Below are 14050 nucleotides of genomic sequence, written 5' to 3' on the forward strand. Positions count from 1 at the left end.
CATGCGGCCTCCTTTGCAGTATGAACGTGATCCGATGGCGATCTATGCCGAGAGCTTTGCGACACTCCGCCGTGAAGCCCGGTTGGAGCGGTTCCCCGGTGGCATGGCCGCGCTGGCCACCCGCGTGATCCACGCCTGCGGCATGGTCGAAGTGGCGGATCGTCTGGCTTTTTCACAAAACGCCTATGACGCGGGCCATGAAGCCCTGAAATCCGGCGCGCCGATCTTTTGTGACTGCGAAATGGTGGGCGCGGGGATTATTCGCCGCTATCTGCCCGCCGAGAATGAGGTGATTGTCACCCTGAACGATCCGCGCACCCCGCCGCTTGCCAAAGAAATTGGCAACACGCGGTCGGCGGCTGCGGTTGAGTTATGGGCCGACAAGCTGGAAGGCGCCGTGGTGGCCGTGGGCAACGCGCCCACAGCACTTTTCCACCTGTTGGAGCTGATCGACGCGGGCGGGCCGAAACCCGCCGTGATCCTCGGCTTCCCGGTGGGGTTTGTCGGCGCTGCCGAAAGCAAAGCCGAGCTCGCCGCCAACCCGCGCGGCTGCGAATTTGTCGCCCTGCGCGGGCGCCGTGGCGGATCGGCCATCGCTTCGGCGGCCGTGAACGCTCTGGCTGCGGGCCTGCCGGAGGAAAAGGCATGACCGAGATTAGCGCGTGGTTCACAAACTATGTCCGCTTTCTGGACGTACAGGACCACGCGGGCGCCAAAAAAATTGGCGATTATTTCCTTTGCCCATGCTGCCAACTTCCTACCTTGGAAGAACGCGCGACCTATGAAATATGTCAGGTATGTTGGTGGGAAGACGACGGTCAGGATGAAGCCACGGCAGATCAGGTCACGGGTGGACCTAATGGCAGACATTCATTAACGCGAGCCAGAGAAAACTTCGGCCTTCACATGCATATGTACGATCCGGAAGCTGCAATTGATGTGGTTCATAAGCCTTCGAAAAGAAGGTTGGAAATGCTCCAGTATCTTGAAGACATTCGTTCAGAGCGAGCACAGTTTTCATTAGAACGTTTTCGGGAGTTAGTGGAGGCGCTATGACCCAATCTTGGTTGCATATCATCGGCATCGGCGAAGACGGGCTGGATGGTCTGACTCCGGCCACCCGCGCGGTGATCGAAGCTGCCGATGTGATCGTCGGGGGCAAACGCCACCACGAGATGCTGGACACCAAAGCCGAGCGCCTCGCATGGCCCTCTCCTTTTGACGCCCTGATCGGCGAGCTGGACGCACGGCGTGGGCAGACCGTGGCCGTGCTTGCCTCTGGGGATCCGCTCTGGTTTTCAGTAGGAGCCAAGATCGGGCGTCACCTTGATCCGGCTGAGATCGTTTATCACCCGCAGGTCGGGGCCTTCCAGCTGGCGGCGGCGCGGATGGGCTGGTCGATGGCGGATCTCGAAACGCTCACCGTGCATGGTCGCCCGGTTGAGCAGATGATTGCCTTCATTCAGCCCGATGCGCGCCTGTTGATCCTGACCACCGGGGCGGAAACACCCGAACAGATCGCCAGGTTCCTGACCGAGCGTGGCTTTGGCAAATCGCGCATGACCGTGCTCGCACATATGGGTGGCGAGAAAGAAGCGCGGTTTGATGGGTTGGCCGAAAGCTGGGACCATGACGTGCCCGCCTTCAACACGCTGGCGGTGGACTGTATCGCCGCCCCGGATGCGGCGCTGCTGCCCCGCGTGCCGGGTCTGGCGGATGAGCTGTTTCAATCCGACGGCACCATGACCAAGCAAGAGGTGCGCGCGGTTACGATTGCAAAACTCATGCCGATGCGTGGCGCTTTGCTGTGGGATATTGGCACCGGTTGCGGTTCGGTTGCGGTCGAATGGATGCGCGGTGCGCGCTATGCCCGTGCCATCGGGATCGAACCCAAACCCGAACGTCGTGCCATGGCCGCTGCCAACGCGCTGGCGCTGGGTGTTCCGCGTCTGGAGCTTGTCGACGGTATGGTCCCCGCCGCGCTGGAGGGCCTCGACGCGCCCGACGCTGTGTTCATCGGCGGTGGTCTGACCGAAGAAACGTTCGATGCTGCCTGGGCGGCGCTGCGCCCGCTGGGGCGTCTGGTTGCCAATGCGGTCACCATCGAAAGTGAGATGTGCCTGACCGCGCTGCACAAGAAACACGGTGGCCAACTGGTGAAACTCTCGGTGGAACGTGCCGAAGCCCTCGGGCCGCTGTCCGGCTGGAAACCGCTGCGCCCGGTCACACAATGGAGCCTGATCAAAAGATGAACGGAACCCTTTACGGGATCGGCCTCGGCCCGGGCGACCCCGAGCTGATGACGCTGAAGGCCGCACGGCTGATTGCGGCGGCCAAGGTGGTGGCCTATCCGGCTTTGGAATGTGGCAACAGCTTTGCGCGTTCGATCGCCGCGGATCTGATCGCCGAGGGCACAGATGAGATCCGTATCCCGGTGCCGATGACGGTTGAGCGCGCCCCGGCGCAGGCCGCCTATGACGCGGGTGCGGCACAGATCGCTGAGCGTCTGGCGGCGGGCGACGATGTGGTGGTGCTGTGTGAGGGTGACCCGTTTTTCTACGGCTCGTTCATGTATCTCTTTGCCCGTCTGTCGGATCGCTTCGACTGCGAGATCGTGCCCGGCGTGACCTCGATCACCACCGTGGCCGCCCGGGCGCAGCGCCCGCTGGTGGCGCGCAACGAACGCCTGACCGTGCTGCCCGGCCCGCTGGACGAAGCTGAACTTCGGTCGCGGATTGAAGGCGCAGAGTCGGTGGCGATCATGAAGGTTGGCCGCCATCTTGCAAAAATTCGTGCGGTGATTGCCGATCTCGGCCTCACCGACAAAGCCACTTACGTGGAACGCGCCAGTCTGCCTGAAGAAGTGGTGCTGCCCCTGTCCGAGGCCCCCGAAAAGGCGCCCTATTTCTCGATGATCCTGCTTGCGAAAGGAACCGATCCATGGCTGTAACGCCTGTTGTAATTTGCCTGAATGCCTCTGGAGAGCCTCTGGCCCATAAGGTTGCCGCCCTGTTGGGGGCTCAGGTCCATGGGCGTGAAGGTCGTGTGGAAAAAGCTGATGCGTTTTTCCCAAATGCGCTGGATCATGTGCGGATGCTGTTTGCGGCCGGCACGCCGGTTGTGGGTGTCTGTGCCGCCGGTATCCTGATCCGCGCGGTTGCCCCCATTCTGGCCAATAAGCTGGCGGAACCGCCCGTCGTGGCCGTGGCCGATGACGGATCCTCCGTGTTGCCGCTTTTGGGCGGGCATCGTGGCGCCAACCGTCTGGCCAGCCAGATTGCCGCTGAAATCGGCGCAACCGCCGCCGTGACCACCGCAGGCGACGTGTCAATGGGCGTGGCGCTGGACGAGCCGCCGGTTGGCTATCGTCTGGCCAATCAGAAAGACGCCAAAGAAGCCATGGCAGAGCTCTTGTCCGGCGCTGGCGTGTCCATCGTGGGTGAGAATATCTTCGACATCGAAGACGCAGGTGGCTCGGTCGAGCTGGTTGTGTCAGAAGCGCCGGTTGAAACCGGCCCGACCCGTCTGGCCTATCACCCGCAACGTTTCGCATTGGGCGTGGGCTGTGCGCGCAACGCAGATCCAGAAGAGCTGTGGCAGAACGTGTCCGAGCAACTGGCCGCCGCAAATATTGCCCCCGAAGCGATTGCCTGTGTGACCTCGCTGGACCTGAAAGCAGACGAACTGGCGATGAACCAACTGGCCCGCCGTCTGGGCGTGCCGTTCCGCGTGTTCACGGCAGAAGAACTGGAGGCCGAAACCGCGCGTCTGGCCAACCCCTCAGACGTGGTGTTTGAGGAAGTCGGCTGTCATGGCGTGTCGGAAGGCGCGGCGCTGGCTGCGGCTGGTCCGGATGCCGAACTGGTTGTTCCCAAGGTCAAAACCGCCAACACCACCTGCGCCATCGCCCGTGCGCCCGAACCGATTACCGAGATGCGCGGCCGTTCCCGTGGCAAGCTGTCCATCGTCTCAATCGGGCCGGGTCAGCACACATGGCGCACACCGGAAGCGAGCCACCTGCTGCAAGAAGCCGAGGAGCTGGTGGGCTATGGCCTCTATATCGATCTGATCGGCCCGCTGGCCGCGGGCAAAACCCGGTCCGACTTCCCGCTGGGCGGCGAAGAAGACCGCTGCCGTTACGCGCTGGAACAAGCGGGCAAGGGCAAGAACGTGGCGCTGGTCTGCTCGGGCGATGCGGGCATCTACGCCATGGGCGCGCTGGTCTATGAACTTCTGGACCGCACTGCCGAAGAAAAGGGCGTGACCGATGCCGCGCGTCGGGTCGAAGTGGTGTCCACCCCCGGCGTGTCCGCGCTGCAGGGGGCAGCCGCCCGTGCAGGCGCCCCGCTGGGCCATGACTTCTGCGCCATTTCGCTGTCGGATCTGCTGACCCACCGCGAGGATATCGTGAAGCGTCTGCATGCCGCCGCCGAGGGCGACTTCGTGATCGCCTTCTACAACCCCGTCTCGATGAAGCGCCGCACCCTGCTGGCCGAAGCCCGCGACATCCTGTTGAAGCACCGCCCGGCGGACACGCCCGTCATGCTGGCGTCCAACCTCGGTCGCCCGACAGAGAACATCCGCTATCGTCGTCTGGACGAGTTGCAGGTGGACGAGGTCGATATGCTGACCGTGGTGCTGGTGGGATCCTCGAACTCGCGCCTTGCACAACTGGGCGAAGGCCCGCGTATGTTTACCCCGCGCGGCTATGCCCGCCGCATTGATGGAGACCTGTCATGACCGTCTATTTCATTGGGGCAGGCCCCGGCGACCCCGAGCTTCTGACCCTGAAAGCGCAGCGCATCATTGGCGAATGCCCGGTGTGTCTGTATGCGGGATCTTTGGTCCCGCCGCAGGTTGTGGCTTGCGCACCCGAAGGGGCAAAGGTCATGGACACCGCGCCCATGACGCTGGACGACACCCACGCTGAAATCAAGGCCGCCCACGCGCGCGGTGAAGATGTGGCCCGTGTGCATTCCGGTGACCCTTCGCTTTATGGGGCGATTGCCGAACAGATCCGCCGCCTGAAAGCAGACGGGATCGACTACAAGGTCATCCCGGGTGTGCCCGCCTACGCAGCCGCCGCGGCGGCACTGGGGCAGGAACTCACCATCCCCGAGATTGCCCAGTCGATTGTGCTCACGCGCATGTCGATGCAGTCGACCTCGATGCCCGAAGGGGAAACGCTGGAGAATTTTGCCAAGACCGGGGCCACGCTCGCCATTCACCTCGCCGTGCGCAATATGCGTGAGATTGAGCGCGTGCTGACCCCTTATTATGGGGCGGAGTGTCCGGTGGTGGTGGCCTATCGCGTGGGCTGGCCAGACGAGATGCTGATCCGTGGCACCATTGCCGATATCCGCAAGAAAGTGCGGGCTGAAAAGATCACCCGCACCGCGCTGATCCTCGTGGGCCCCGCCCTTAACTCCGCGCGCGATTTCAAGGATAGCGCGCTTTATGATCCCTCCATCCCACATGTGCTGCGCCCTGTGGTGGGTGTGGATCTGGTGGAAGATAACAACACCTGATTGGGTCAGGCTTTGAAATGCAAAAAACGGCGCGGGCATGCCTGCGCCGTTTCTGGTTGCGGGCTTTGATGCAACGCGTTGTGGATAATTTGAAAAAATTCCCAATCTGACAAAAGGTTAACTTGACCGTTACATATCTCGTGCCATGATTAACCATCCGCGATGGGAGATGGAACATGCTGGAATTTTTGCCTCAGGAAGTGCGCGACGGCCTGGAAGCCGCCCGCAAGCGCGATCTGAAAAAGAAATCACGCCTGCGTATACGGGTGAATGAAGAAGTGTTTCCCGTGTTGAAATTCTGGGAAACCGGCTTTTCCCTGGACGTCGCACGTGCCCCGCATCTGCGTGGGCTGGTTGACCTCTATGATGGCACCCGCCACCTCTATCAATGCCTGATCGTCGCTTCGGAAGAAGAGGATGGCCAGATGAAATATGAATTCAAGCGCAAGGCCGAGGCCCACGACAACGTCCCGCTGGATTTTGCGCGCGAGGACAACGCGCCTGTTGGGCTGATCACCAAAGAAGCGTAGCATTGCTATAGGCGCAGCAAGCCCCCCGCCTTGGTATCCAATCGTAAAGACCTACCATGAGTTCACTTCAAAAAGCCCGAAGCTTGCGCCCGTGGTTGGTCTCTGTGGTTGTGATAAGGCCGGGGGAAATGCACTCTGAAATCCTGCTTCTGAAACGTGTGGCCAAACCGGCCGGGGTCTGGTGTCAGGTGGCTGGCAAGATCGAGTCGGGCGAAACCGCTTGGGCTGCAGCGTTGCGCGAGTTGAAAGAAGAAACCGGTCTGAGCCCGTTGGCCTTTTACAACGCCGATATCTGCGAACAATTCTATGAACCCTGGACCGATCAGATCGTGATCGCACCTGTCTTTGTGGCAATTGTCCCCAAGGGGGCTGAGGTGCGGCTCAACAACGAACATTCAGATTACGCCTGGCTTTCAAGCGAACAGGCCGTTTCCCGCGTCAGCTTTCCCGGCCAGAAACGCATGCTGCGCGAGGTGGATCTCACCTTCCTTCAATCGAACCCGGATCCGCTCCTGCAAATCCCGCTCTCCTGATTTTCCTTGCTCAAATACCTTGGGGTGAATGCGCGTATGCGCAGAGGGGCAAAGCCCCTTCGGGTTCACATCATGCGCCCTCAAACGCCGGATCAGGGCCGAATTTCCACCTCGGTCCCATCCGGCGTAATGGACCACAATTCCTCAATTTCCGCGTCCGACACGGCAATACAGCCTGCGGTCCAGTCTCCGGGTAAGGTGACAAACCGCCCCGCGCCGTTGGGTTGTCCATGGATGAAGATGTCACCGCCGGGGCTTTTCCCCATTGCCGTTGCGCGCGAGATATCCTCTGGCTGCGGGTAATCAATGCCCAGTGACAGATGATATGCGCTGCTTGGATTGCGGCGATTGATGTGAAACAGACCTTCCGGGGTCTTGCCATCACCTTCGACCTCCTTGTCGCCTTCCGGGGTAAATCCCAGGGCAATCCGATAGGTTCGCAGGGCTTCGCCCTCCCGGAACACAGTCATTTTTCGCGCAGCTTTCTCCACCAAAATCCGGTCGATCTGTCCGGAAATCGGTTCCATCAGCGGGGGGGCGGGTGGGGGCGCGAACCTGTCCCACAGGATCACCCCGATCAGGGCAATCACCGCAAGAAGGGTCAGGCGCGAAAAGAGGCGGGCGAGATGGCGCATGACGCCAAGCTCGCGCGGGACCTTGATCAGTGCAAGCAGGTTCCGGACCGGCTGTCATGCACGGGCAGGGATTTGCCGAGTGGGGCGGGCTGGGTCGCCGGGCTTATTGCAGATCCGCAAACGCGCGTTGCAGGCGCGACACGGCCTCTTCCACCCGTGCGCTTTGGGTGGCGAGGTTGACACGTTGGAACCCCTCTCCGCCGGTGCCAAAGCTCGGGCCGGGGCTGACGGCAATCCGGGCCTTATCCCGAATGCGGGCAATCACCTCGTCATGGGGCATGCCGGTGCCGGAAAAATCGACCCAGGCCAGATATGTCGACTGCAGCGGCAGCGACCGCACACCGGGGATGGCATTCACACCCGTGTCGAAAATCTCACGGTTGCGGGTCAGATGCACCAGCTGCTGATCCACCCAGTCCGCCCCTTCCGGTGAATAGGCGGCTGTGATCATGTCCACCGACAGCATCGCCGCGCCATAGTCCAGTGCCGACAGGCGCTTGCGCATGGTCTGGCGCAGATCAGGGTCGGGGATGATCATGTTGCCGGTTCGCTGCCCGGCGATGTTAAAGGTCTTTGATGCGGCTGACAGGGTGATCAGGCGGGGCAGGGCTTCGGGGGCGGCCACGGCTGTGGGCATATGGGTATGCCCTTCATAGACCAGATCCTGATGGATTTCGTCCGAGACAAGCATCAAATCATTGCGCGCGGCAAAATTCGCCACATCCCTCAGTTCCTCGGCGGTCCAGACCCGGCCCGAAGGGTTCTGCGGCGAGCAGAAGATGATCATGCGCTCATCGCCGGTCAGGCGCGATTGCGCATCCTCCAGATCCAGAACATAGGTGTCACCGTCGCGTACCAGCGGGCATTCCACCACCTTGCGCCCGTTCTTGCTGATCTTCAGTGCAAATTCGTGATAGACTGGGGTGAAGATCACCACCCCGTCACCCGGTTCCGTCCAGGTTTGCAGGCAGAGCGCAATGGCGTTTCCCAACCCTTGTGAGGTGAGCACCCAATCCGGGTCCACGTCCCAGTTGTGCCGGGTTTTCATCCACCATGCCACGGCATTCAGGTAATCGGGATGGTCCCAGGAATAGCCAAATACGCCGTGATCCGCGGCCTTGCGAATGGCCTCGATCACACAAGGCGCAGTGGCAAAGTCGCTGTCGGCTGTCCACATTGCCAACCCATCCTCGGCCGGCACACCGAAAAGCTGCTCCATCTTGTCCCATTTCGAGCAATGGGTGCCGCGACGATCAATCATCGTGTCAAAAGCGTTGGGAGCGGTCTGTGCGGTGGTCATCGCGGGATATCCATTGTCTGGTTTTCTGTTCCGAGGCACGTTAAATCGTTTCGCGCCAAGCTTGCAACAAAAGCTTGGCGCGAACTGCACGGAACCCATTGATGTTGTGGGCGTTTCGAAACACCTGCGTTTCAAGCTAATTTCGAAACGCTTGAGCGGCTTTCAACAGCTGCGCAAGAGGGGGCGGGCCGAGGAAAGGCCTGAAAAGGGTTGTTTCTGTCCGATGTCAGGTCAATTGCCCCTCACCCGGCCATTGCACGCCAGCCCGGCTTGCCCTAAATCCCCCTTATGACACTGCGTAATATTCTCATTCACCCTGATCCGCGTCTGAAGAAAGTCGCCGATGCCGTCCCGGACCTCTCGGACGAGCTGCGCGTGCTGGCACAGGACATGCTGGAAACCATGTATGACGCGCCGGGCATCGGCCTGGCCGCGCCGCAGATCGGCATCCTGCAACGGTTGATCGTGATGGATTGCGTGCGGGATGACGACGAACCCGCTCAGCCAACCGTGATGTTCAACCCCGAGATCATCCGCGCTTCGGACGAGTTGAATGTCTATGAAGAAGGCTGCCTGTCAATCCCGGATCAGTTCGCAGAAGTGACCCGCCCGAAAGAGGTTGGGGTGCGCTGGCTGGATATGGATGGCAATGTGCAGGAGCGGGATTTTGACGGGTTGTGGGCGACCTGTGTTCAGCACGAGATCGACCACCTTGACGGCAAGCTGTTCATCGACTACCTCAAGCCGCTCAAACGTCAGATGATCACGCGCAAAATGCAGAAGCTGAAACGCGATATCGCGCGGGGCAAGGCCTGAGCATGGCCGTGACCTCGCACCGACCCTATGTGATGTGGCCGAACAAGGTGCTGCGCAGTGTTGCGGCCCCTGTTTCTGAGATCACCGATGAGATCAGCGCCATCTGGGATGAGATGATCTTTGCAATGGATGCGATGCCTGGCGTCGGGCTGGCCGCGCCACAGCTTGGGATCCCCCTTCGGCTGGCGGTTGTGGATGCGTCGGATGAACGGGGGCAGGCGATCCGCATGGCCAATCCCGAGATCCTGCATGCCTCGACCCAGTTGCGCACCCATCAGGAAGGCAGTCCGAACCTGCCCGGAATCTGGGCGGAAATCGACCGGCCGCGGGCGGTCACGGTAAGATTTATGAACGCGGCAGGAGAGGTGGAGGAGCGCGATTTCGTGCATCTCTGGGCCACCTCGGTGCAGCACCAGATCGACCACCTCAACGGTAAAATGTATTTTGACCACCTGTCGAAGATGAAGCGGGACATGCTGGTGCGAAAGTCGAAAAAGCTCCGCTGACGGCGTGTTGCGCCCCGACCTTATCGCCTGCCCGATCTTGCCGCCTGAAGGAGAGAAACAATGCGCGTAATCTTCATGGGAACCCCGGAGTTTTCCGTCCCTGTTCTTGAGGCGCTGGTCGAGGCTGGTCATGACATTGTCGCGGTTTATTGCCAGCCCCCACGCCCGGCGGGCCGGGGCAAGAAAGACCGCCCTACGCCGGTGCACGCGCGGGCATTGGAACTGGGGCTTGAGGTGCGCCATCCGGTGTCGCTGAAAGGGGCGCAGGAACAAAATGACTTTGCCGCATTGAACGCGGATGTTGCAGTTGTGGTGGCTTACGGATTGATCTTGCCGCAGGCGGTTCTGGATGCCCCTCAGAATGGGTGTTTGAATATTCACGCATCGCTTTTGCCGCGCTGGCGTGGGGCTGCGCCGATCCACCGGGCAATCATGGCTGGGGATGCGGAAACTGGAATTTGCATTATGCAAATGGAAGCTGGTCTGGATACGGGGCCGGTTCTTTTGCGGGAAGTTATCCCCATTGGGGATGAGGAGACCACGCAGCAATTGCATGACCGCCTTGCACCTCTGGGGGCGCAGATGATCGTTAAGGCGCTGTCTCAATTGGATAAACTCACGCCGGAAGTGCAGCCGGAAGAGGGGGTTATCTATGCGGAAAAGATCCTGAAGGAAGAGGCGCGCGTGAATTGGACCCGCCCGGCCATAGAGGTGGATCGCCTGATCCGCGGCCTTTCGCCGTTTCCCGGTGCAAAATGCGAGATGAATGGCGAGCAGGTAAAACTGCTGTCGTCGCGATTGGCTGATGGGCAGGGCGCGCCCGGGCAGATTTTGAACGGTTTGACCATCGCCTGTGGTGAAGGGGCGGTGGAGATTACCCGCGCCCAGCGCCCCGGCAAGAAGCCGATGCAAGCTGCCGATTTCCTGAGAGGCGTGGAGCTTCCTGAAAAACTGGGTTGATGATCCGGTTCCGAGGCCAAGATTTTTAAAAACTAGAAAACTAGTTTTCAGAGTGTGTCTTTAAGACGGGGCACCTTCCCCCCATATATCCGTTATGAGCATATTGTTTCTGATCATTTTCGGTATTGCCGCTGGGTTCATTGCCACGCGTTTGATGGGGGTTCAGGCAGATGTTCCGACCACCATTGCTATTGGGGTGCTTGGTGCCTTGGTTGGTGGGTTGATCCTGCGCGGGTTGGCCGCACTTTTTGGGATGGCGGCTGGATTTGTCGGCGCGATCCTAGGGGCTTTGGTCGTGTTGTGGGTTTATAAGACCTATTTCAGGCAATGATCTGGATCGGACCACTCTGAAAGTGTGTCGGGATACAGTTTAAATACACGGTTATTCCGAAACACCTTAACGCAGGTTAACTGGGGGTTAACCATCGTTGAGACATTCTGGCGGTATGTTTTTCAAGGCCCCCCTCCGCGCCAGTCTGACATTGGCTCTGGTTGTGCTGATCAGTCTGCTGCAGGCGCCTGCAGCCATGTCCGGCGCATGGCCACGCGAAAAGGGGACGTTTTTTGTCGCCATGTCGGGCAGTCAGGAATGGGGCAATTGGCTGACCTATCCCACCCTGTCCACCTATCTCGAATATGGGCTGACCGATCAGTGGACACTGGGCGGCAAGGTTGAGGGCAATATTTACGTCGATTATTCCAACTATACGGGTATGGAGATGTCCATCAGCGATGCCGAACTTTTTGCGCGCTGGCATTTCCCACCCGGGGGGGCATGGCAAAAAGCCTTGGGATTTACGCTTGCTGACTTGCAGGAAGATCACCTGACATTTGTCCCGAGCTTTCATATCGGACGTGGGTTTGAGACGCGGTTTGGTGGCGGGTGGCTTGATGCTTCGGCCAGGATCGAATTGGCGGCAGAGGGGAAGGGGGCAGCTTTCGGTGTGATTGCCCAGGCCGGGCTGAAGCCACATGATCGGTTCCTGGCAATGATGTCGGTGGATGCGTTTGCCGACCCGCACAATGTCTATGTCAAACTGCTGCCGTCTGTTGCCTGGGAATACAGTGCTGGCCGACATGTGCAGGTTGAATGGAGCGAAGAGGTTGCTCCGCAATCATCCGGTAAACTCAATATCGGGATCTGGATGGAGTTTTGATGGGGCTGAACGCTTGCGGTAACGTGATTGCCAGCGGGCAAGTGGTCACTTTTTGAACGGGGCCATGCCCGCTCGGGCCAGCTCATCCGCGCGCTCGTTTTCCGGGTGGCCTGCATGGCCCTTGACCCACTGCCAGGTGACATGGTGGCGGGCCTGTGCCGCGTCCAGCCGTTGCCACAGATCGACATTTTTCACCGGCTTTTTCGAGGCGGTTTTCCACCCGTTCTTTTTCCAGCCGAAAATCCAGCCGGTCACGCCGTTCTTCACGTACTGGCTGTCGGTCACGACGGTGATCGCGCAGGGCTTGCCCAAGGTTTCCAGCGCCATGATCGCCGCCATCAACTCCATCTGGTTGTTGGTGGTCAGCGCCTCACCGCCCTTGAGTTCACGTTCCTTGACAACTGTGCCCCCCTCCTTGGCTTGCAGCAGCGCGCCCCAGCCTCCGGGGCCGGGATTGCCAGAACAGGCACCATCGGTATAGGCAAAAAACTCGGCCATCTGCGTGATCCCTTTCCTCAGCTTCGTGCGTGGATGACAATCCATTCGGACGACCAGCCGTCCAGACCGGCACCCGTTCCCAGAATGCGGGTGATGGGTGTAAACCCCGCCAAGGTCAACAGCTGATCCAGTTCGTCAGGCTGATAATAGCTGTAAAACCGCCCCAGACGATCACGGTTCTCTCCATCGCCGAGCTTCATCCCGATATGCAGTATTCCTTCGGCTGTCAGGAGGCGTTGCAGGCGGATCAGCATGTTCGGAAACGCCGACCGGGGCAGGTGCAGCAAACTGAAATTCGCAAAAATCCCGTGGTAGCAATTGGAGCCGGTGATTTCGTGAAACAGGGCCTGGCGGGCTGGCACGCCCCGCGCGATGGCTCGGGTCACCATGGCTGAGGAGCCATCAACGGCATCGACCTTAAGCCCGTGCTCCAACATGGTTTTTGCGGCCAGTCCGGGGCCGCATCCCAGATCCAGCACGCGCCCACCCGCAGGCATGGCGGCGATGAAATCCTTCAGGCCAGGTGTGTCTTTTGCCACCACCCGAGCCTCATATTCAGCCGATTGGGTGTTGTAAACGCTGAGGGTCTGGGGATCTTCTGACAAGGCTCGCCCTCTGTCTTATGCGGGTTCTCGCAAGACGCGGGGCACTTTGAACTCGATGTTTTCCTGAGCGGTTTCAACCAGCTCGACCTGCACGTTGAAACGATCCTGAAAGGCGGTGATCACCTCGTCGACCAGAACTTGCGGGGCCGAGGCCCCCGCAGTAAGGCCCACGGCCCGGACCCCTTCGAGCGAACGCCAGTCAATCTCTGACGCGCGTTGCACCAGCATGGAAAAGGCGCAGCCATTGGCCTTGGCGACCTCAACCAGCCGGCGTGAGTTGGAGCTGTTCGGCGCCCCGATCACCAGAAGAGCGTCCACTTTTGGCGCCACCGCCTTGACCGCGTGCTGGCGGTTGGTTGTGGCATAGCAGATGTCTTCCTTATGCGGCCCGATGATGGCTGGAAAACGGTCACGTAGGGCGGCGACAATGCCGGCGGTGTCATCCACTGACAGGGTGGTCTGGGTGATATAGGCCAGCTGTTCGGGATCACGCGGTTCCAGCGTGGCCACGTCTTCGGCGGTTTCGACCAGAAGCACTTCGCCGTCGGGCAATTGCCCCATTGTGCCGATGGTTTCCGGGTGGCCCGCGTGACCGATCATCACCATTTGCAACCCGTTTTCAAAATGCCGTTCCGCCTCGATATGCACCTTGCTCACCAGCGGGCAGGTGGCGTCGACATAGACCATTTCGCGCCGGGTCGCCTCTTCGGGCACGGATTTGGCCACCCCATGGGCGGAAAAGATCACCGGGCGATCATCGGGGCAATCTTCCAGTTCTTCGACAAAGACCGCGCCTTTTGCCCGCAGCCCGTCCACGACGAATTTATTGTGCACGATTTCATGGCGCACATAAATCGGCGCGCCCCATTTCTCGATCGCCATTTCGACGATCTTGATGGCGCGATCAACGCCTGCGCAAAACCCGTTGGGGGCGGCGAGGTAGAGGGTGAGGTCTGGCTTGGTGTCTGTGGTCATGGTGGCG

At 60.2% G+C, this 14050-nt stretch carries 18 protein-coding genes; 13 read left to right on the forward strand and 5 right to left on the reverse strand.

All coding sequences use genetic code 11. The features are described from left to right. The first annotated feature begins 1 nt into the window (after window position 1). The 8 genes from AKJ29_RS02845 (at window position 2) to AKJ29_RS02880 (ending at window position 6591) form a co-directional block, all read left to right on the forward strand. Window positions 2-649 carry a precorrin-8X methylmutase gene (locus AKJ29_RS02845; protein WP_173485914.1) on the forward strand — a complete coding sequence of 216 codons (648 nt, stop codon included), beginning with the start codon at window positions 2-4 and terminating at the stop codon, window positions 647-649. After that, window positions 646-1056: a CPCC family cysteine-rich protein gene (locus AKJ29_RS02850; RefSeq protein WP_055187753.1), complete on the forward strand. Its 411-nt coding sequence runs from the start codon at window positions 646-648 to the stop codon at window positions 1054-1056. Before AKJ29_RS02845 ends, AKJ29_RS02850 begins: the two co-directional genes overlap by 4 nt. After that, entirely contained in the window at window positions 1053-2252 is a 1200-nt protein-coding gene (locus tag AKJ29_RS02855) for a bifunctional cobalt-precorrin-7 (C(5))-methyltransferase/cobalt-precorrin-6B (C(15))-methyltransferase (RefSeq protein ID WP_055187755.1), read from the forward strand. Before AKJ29_RS02850 ends, AKJ29_RS02855 begins: the two co-directional genes overlap by 4 nt. Then, window positions 2249-2950 carry a precorrin-2 C(20)-methyltransferase gene (gene cobI / locus AKJ29_RS02860; protein WP_055187757.1) on the forward strand — a complete coding sequence of 234 codons (702 nt, stop codon included), beginning with the start codon at window positions 2249-2251 and terminating at the stop codon, window positions 2948-2950. Before AKJ29_RS02855 ends, cobI begins: the two co-directional genes overlap by 4 nt. Then, window positions 2941-4740, forward strand: coding sequence for a precorrin-3B C(17)-methyltransferase (gene cobJ / locus AKJ29_RS02865; RefSeq protein WP_055187759.1), 1800 nt, complete (start codon window positions 2941-2943; stop codon window positions 4738-4740). The genes cobI and cobJ overlap by 10 nt, the downstream gene beginning before the upstream one ends. After that, complete coding sequence (gene cobM, locus AKJ29_RS02870; RefSeq protein ID WP_055187761.1) at window positions 4737-5528, forward strand: precorrin-4 C(11)-methyltransferase; 792 nt, start codon at window positions 4737-4739, stop codon at window positions 5526-5528. Before cobJ ends, cobM begins: the two co-directional genes overlap by 4 nt. A gap of 176 nt (window positions 5529-5704) precedes the next feature. Then, window positions 5705-6058 carry a hypothetical protein gene (locus AKJ29_RS02875; RefSeq protein ID WP_055187763.1) on the forward strand — a complete coding sequence of 118 codons (354 nt, stop codon included), beginning with the start codon at window positions 5705-5707 and terminating at the stop codon, window positions 6056-6058. 56 nt (window positions 6059-6114) lie between these two features. After that, complete coding sequence (locus tag AKJ29_RS02880) at window positions 6115-6591, forward strand: NUDIX hydrolase (RefSeq protein WP_055187765.1); 477 nt, start codon at window positions 6115-6117, stop codon at window positions 6589-6591. A 92-nt stretch (window positions 6592-6683) separates the two neighbouring features. On the opposite strand, the gene AKJ29_RS02885 is transcribed toward AKJ29_RS02880, so the two are convergent. After that, window positions 6684-7226 carry a L,D-transpeptidase family protein gene (locus AKJ29_RS02885; protein ID WP_055187767.1) on the reverse strand — a complete coding sequence of 181 codons (543 nt, stop codon included), beginning with the start codon at window positions 7224-7226 and terminating at the stop codon, window positions 6684-6686. A gap of 103 nt (window positions 7227-7329) precedes the next feature. Next, window positions 7330-8526 carry a MalY/PatB family protein gene (locus AKJ29_RS02890; RefSeq protein WP_055187769.1) on the reverse strand — a complete coding sequence of 399 codons (1197 nt, stop codon included), beginning with the start codon at window positions 8524-8526 and terminating at the stop codon, window positions 7330-7332. 288 nt (window positions 8527-8814) lie between these two features. Here AKJ29_RS02890 and def (AKJ29_RS02895) point away from each other — a divergent pair, with 288 nt between their 5' ends. From def (AKJ29_RS02895) to AKJ29_RS02915, 5 genes are all read left to right on the forward strand, one after another. Further along, window positions 8815-9342 (forward strand): peptide deformylase, encoded by a 528-nt coding sequence (gene def / locus AKJ29_RS02895; protein WP_055187771.1) that lies wholly within the window; start codon window positions 8815-8817, stop codon window positions 9340-9342. A gap of 2 nt (window positions 9343-9344) precedes the next feature. Beyond that, the gene (def, locus tag AKJ29_RS02900; protein ID WP_055187773.1) at window positions 9345-9848 is read left to right on the forward strand and encodes a peptide deformylase; all 504 of its coding nucleotides are present in this window, start codon (window positions 9345-9347) and stop codon (window positions 9846-9848) included. 60 nt (window positions 9849-9908) lie between these two features. Further along, on the forward strand, window positions 9909-10808 hold the full coding sequence (gene fmt, locus AKJ29_RS02905) for a methionyl-tRNA formyltransferase (protein WP_055187775.1): 900 nt from the start codon (window positions 9909-9911) through the stop codon (window positions 10806-10808). 94 nt (window positions 10809-10902) lie between these two features. Next, window positions 10903-11139 carry a GlsB/YeaQ/YmgE family stress response membrane protein gene (locus tag AKJ29_RS02910; protein ID WP_055187777.1) on the forward strand — a complete coding sequence of 79 codons (237 nt, stop codon included), beginning with the start codon at window positions 10903-10905 and terminating at the stop codon, window positions 11137-11139. Window positions 11140-11254: 115 nt separating this feature from the next. Continuing rightward, a complete protein-coding gene (locus AKJ29_RS02915) occupies window positions 11255-11965 on the forward strand; it encodes a hypothetical protein (protein WP_055187779.1) in 711 nt (236 codons plus the stop codon). Window positions 11966-12010: 45 nt separating this feature from the next. Here AKJ29_RS02915 and rnhA read toward each other — a convergent pair whose 3' ends face one another. Genes rnhA through ispH form a run of 3 tightly spaced genes read right to left on the reverse strand, consistent with a single transcriptional unit; the run spans window position 12011 to window position 14043 of the window. Further along, complete coding sequence (gene rnhA / locus AKJ29_RS02920; protein ID WP_055187781.1) at window positions 12011-12463, reverse strand: ribonuclease HI; 453 nt, start codon at window positions 12461-12463, stop codon at window positions 12011-12013. A gap of 17 nt (window positions 12464-12480) precedes the next feature. Next, the gene (locus AKJ29_RS02925) at window positions 12481-13068 is read right to left on the reverse strand and encodes a class I SAM-dependent DNA methyltransferase (RefSeq protein ID WP_055187782.1); all 588 of its coding nucleotides are present in this window, start codon (window positions 13066-13068) and stop codon (window positions 12481-12483) included. Window positions 13069-13083: 15 nt separating this feature from the next. After that, window positions 13084-14043, reverse strand: coding sequence for a 4-hydroxy-3-methylbut-2-enyl diphosphate reductase (gene ispH / locus AKJ29_RS02930; RefSeq protein ID WP_055187784.1), 960 nt, complete (start codon window positions 14041-14043; stop codon window positions 13084-13086). Window positions 14044-14050 lie beyond the last annotated feature (7 nt).

This window comes from Aliiroseovarius crassostreae (genome assembly GCF_001307765.1).
Classification (GTDB): domain Bacteria; phylum Pseudomonadota; class Alphaproteobacteria; order Rhodobacterales; family Rhodobacteraceae; genus Aliiroseovarius; species Aliiroseovarius crassostreae.

Bases quoted from the DNA above. Each gene is read 5' to 3' on its own strand.
- AKJ29_RS02875 (WP_055187763.1), top strand. From the start codon at position 5,705: ATGCTGGAATTTTTGCCTCAGGAAGTGCGCGACGGCCTGGAAGCCGCC.
- AKJ29_RS02850 (WP_055187753.1), top strand. From the start codon at position 646: ATGACCGAGATTAGCGCGTGGTTCACAAACTATGTCCGCTTTCTGGAC.
- AKJ29_RS02915 (WP_055187779.1), top strand. From the start codon at position 11,255: ATGTTTTTCAAGGCCCCCCTCCGCGCCAGTCTGACATTGGCTCTGGTT.
- AKJ29_RS02880 (WP_055187765.1), top strand. From the start codon at position 6,115: ATGAGTTCACTTCAAAAAGCCCGAAGCTTGCGCCCGTGGTTGGTCTCT.
- AKJ29_RS02885 (WP_055187767.1), bottom strand. From the start codon at position 7,226: ATGCGCCATCTCGCCCGCCTCTTTTCGCGCCTGACCCTTCTTGCGGTG.
- def (WP_055187771.1), top strand. From the start codon at position 8,815: ATGACACTGCGTAATATTCTCATTCACCCTGATCCGCGTCTGAAGAAA.
- fmt (WP_055187775.1), top strand. From the start codon at position 9,909: ATGCGCGTAATCTTCATGGGAACCCCGGAGTTTTCCGTCCCTGTTCTT.
- AKJ29_RS02845 (WP_173485914.1), top strand. From the start codon at position 2: ATGCGGCCTCCTTTGCAGTATGAACGTGATCCGATGGCGATCTATGCC.
- cobI (WP_055187757.1), top strand. From the start codon at position 2,249: ATGAACGGAACCCTTTACGGGATCGGCCTCGGCCCGGGCGACCCCGAG.
- ispH (WP_055187784.1), bottom strand. From the start codon at position 14,043: ATGACCACAGACACCAAGCCAGACCTCACCCTCTACCTCGCCGCCCCC.
- cobM (WP_055187761.1), top strand. From the start codon at position 4,737: ATGACCGTCTATTTCATTGGGGCAGGCCCCGGCGACCCCGAGCTTCTG.
- rnhA (WP_055187781.1), bottom strand. From the start codon at position 12,463: ATGGCCGAGTTTTTTGCCTATACCGATGGTGCCTGTTCTGGCAATCCC.
- AKJ29_RS02890 (WP_055187769.1), bottom strand. From the start codon at position 8,526: ATGACCACCGCACAGACCGCTCCCAACGCTTTTGACACGATGATTGAT.
- cobJ (WP_055187759.1), top strand. From the start codon at position 2,941: ATGGCTGTAACGCCTGTTGTAATTTGCCTGAATGCCTCTGGAGAGCCT.
- AKJ29_RS02855 (WP_055187755.1), top strand. From the start codon at position 1,053: ATGACCCAATCTTGGTTGCATATCATCGGCATCGGCGAAGACGGGCTG.
- AKJ29_RS02910 (WP_055187777.1), top strand. From the start codon at position 10,903: ATGAGCATATTGTTTCTGATCATTTTCGGTATTGCCGCTGGGTTCATT.
- def (WP_055187773.1), top strand. From the start codon at position 9,345: ATGGCCGTGACCTCGCACCGACCCTATGTGATGTGGCCGAACAAGGTG.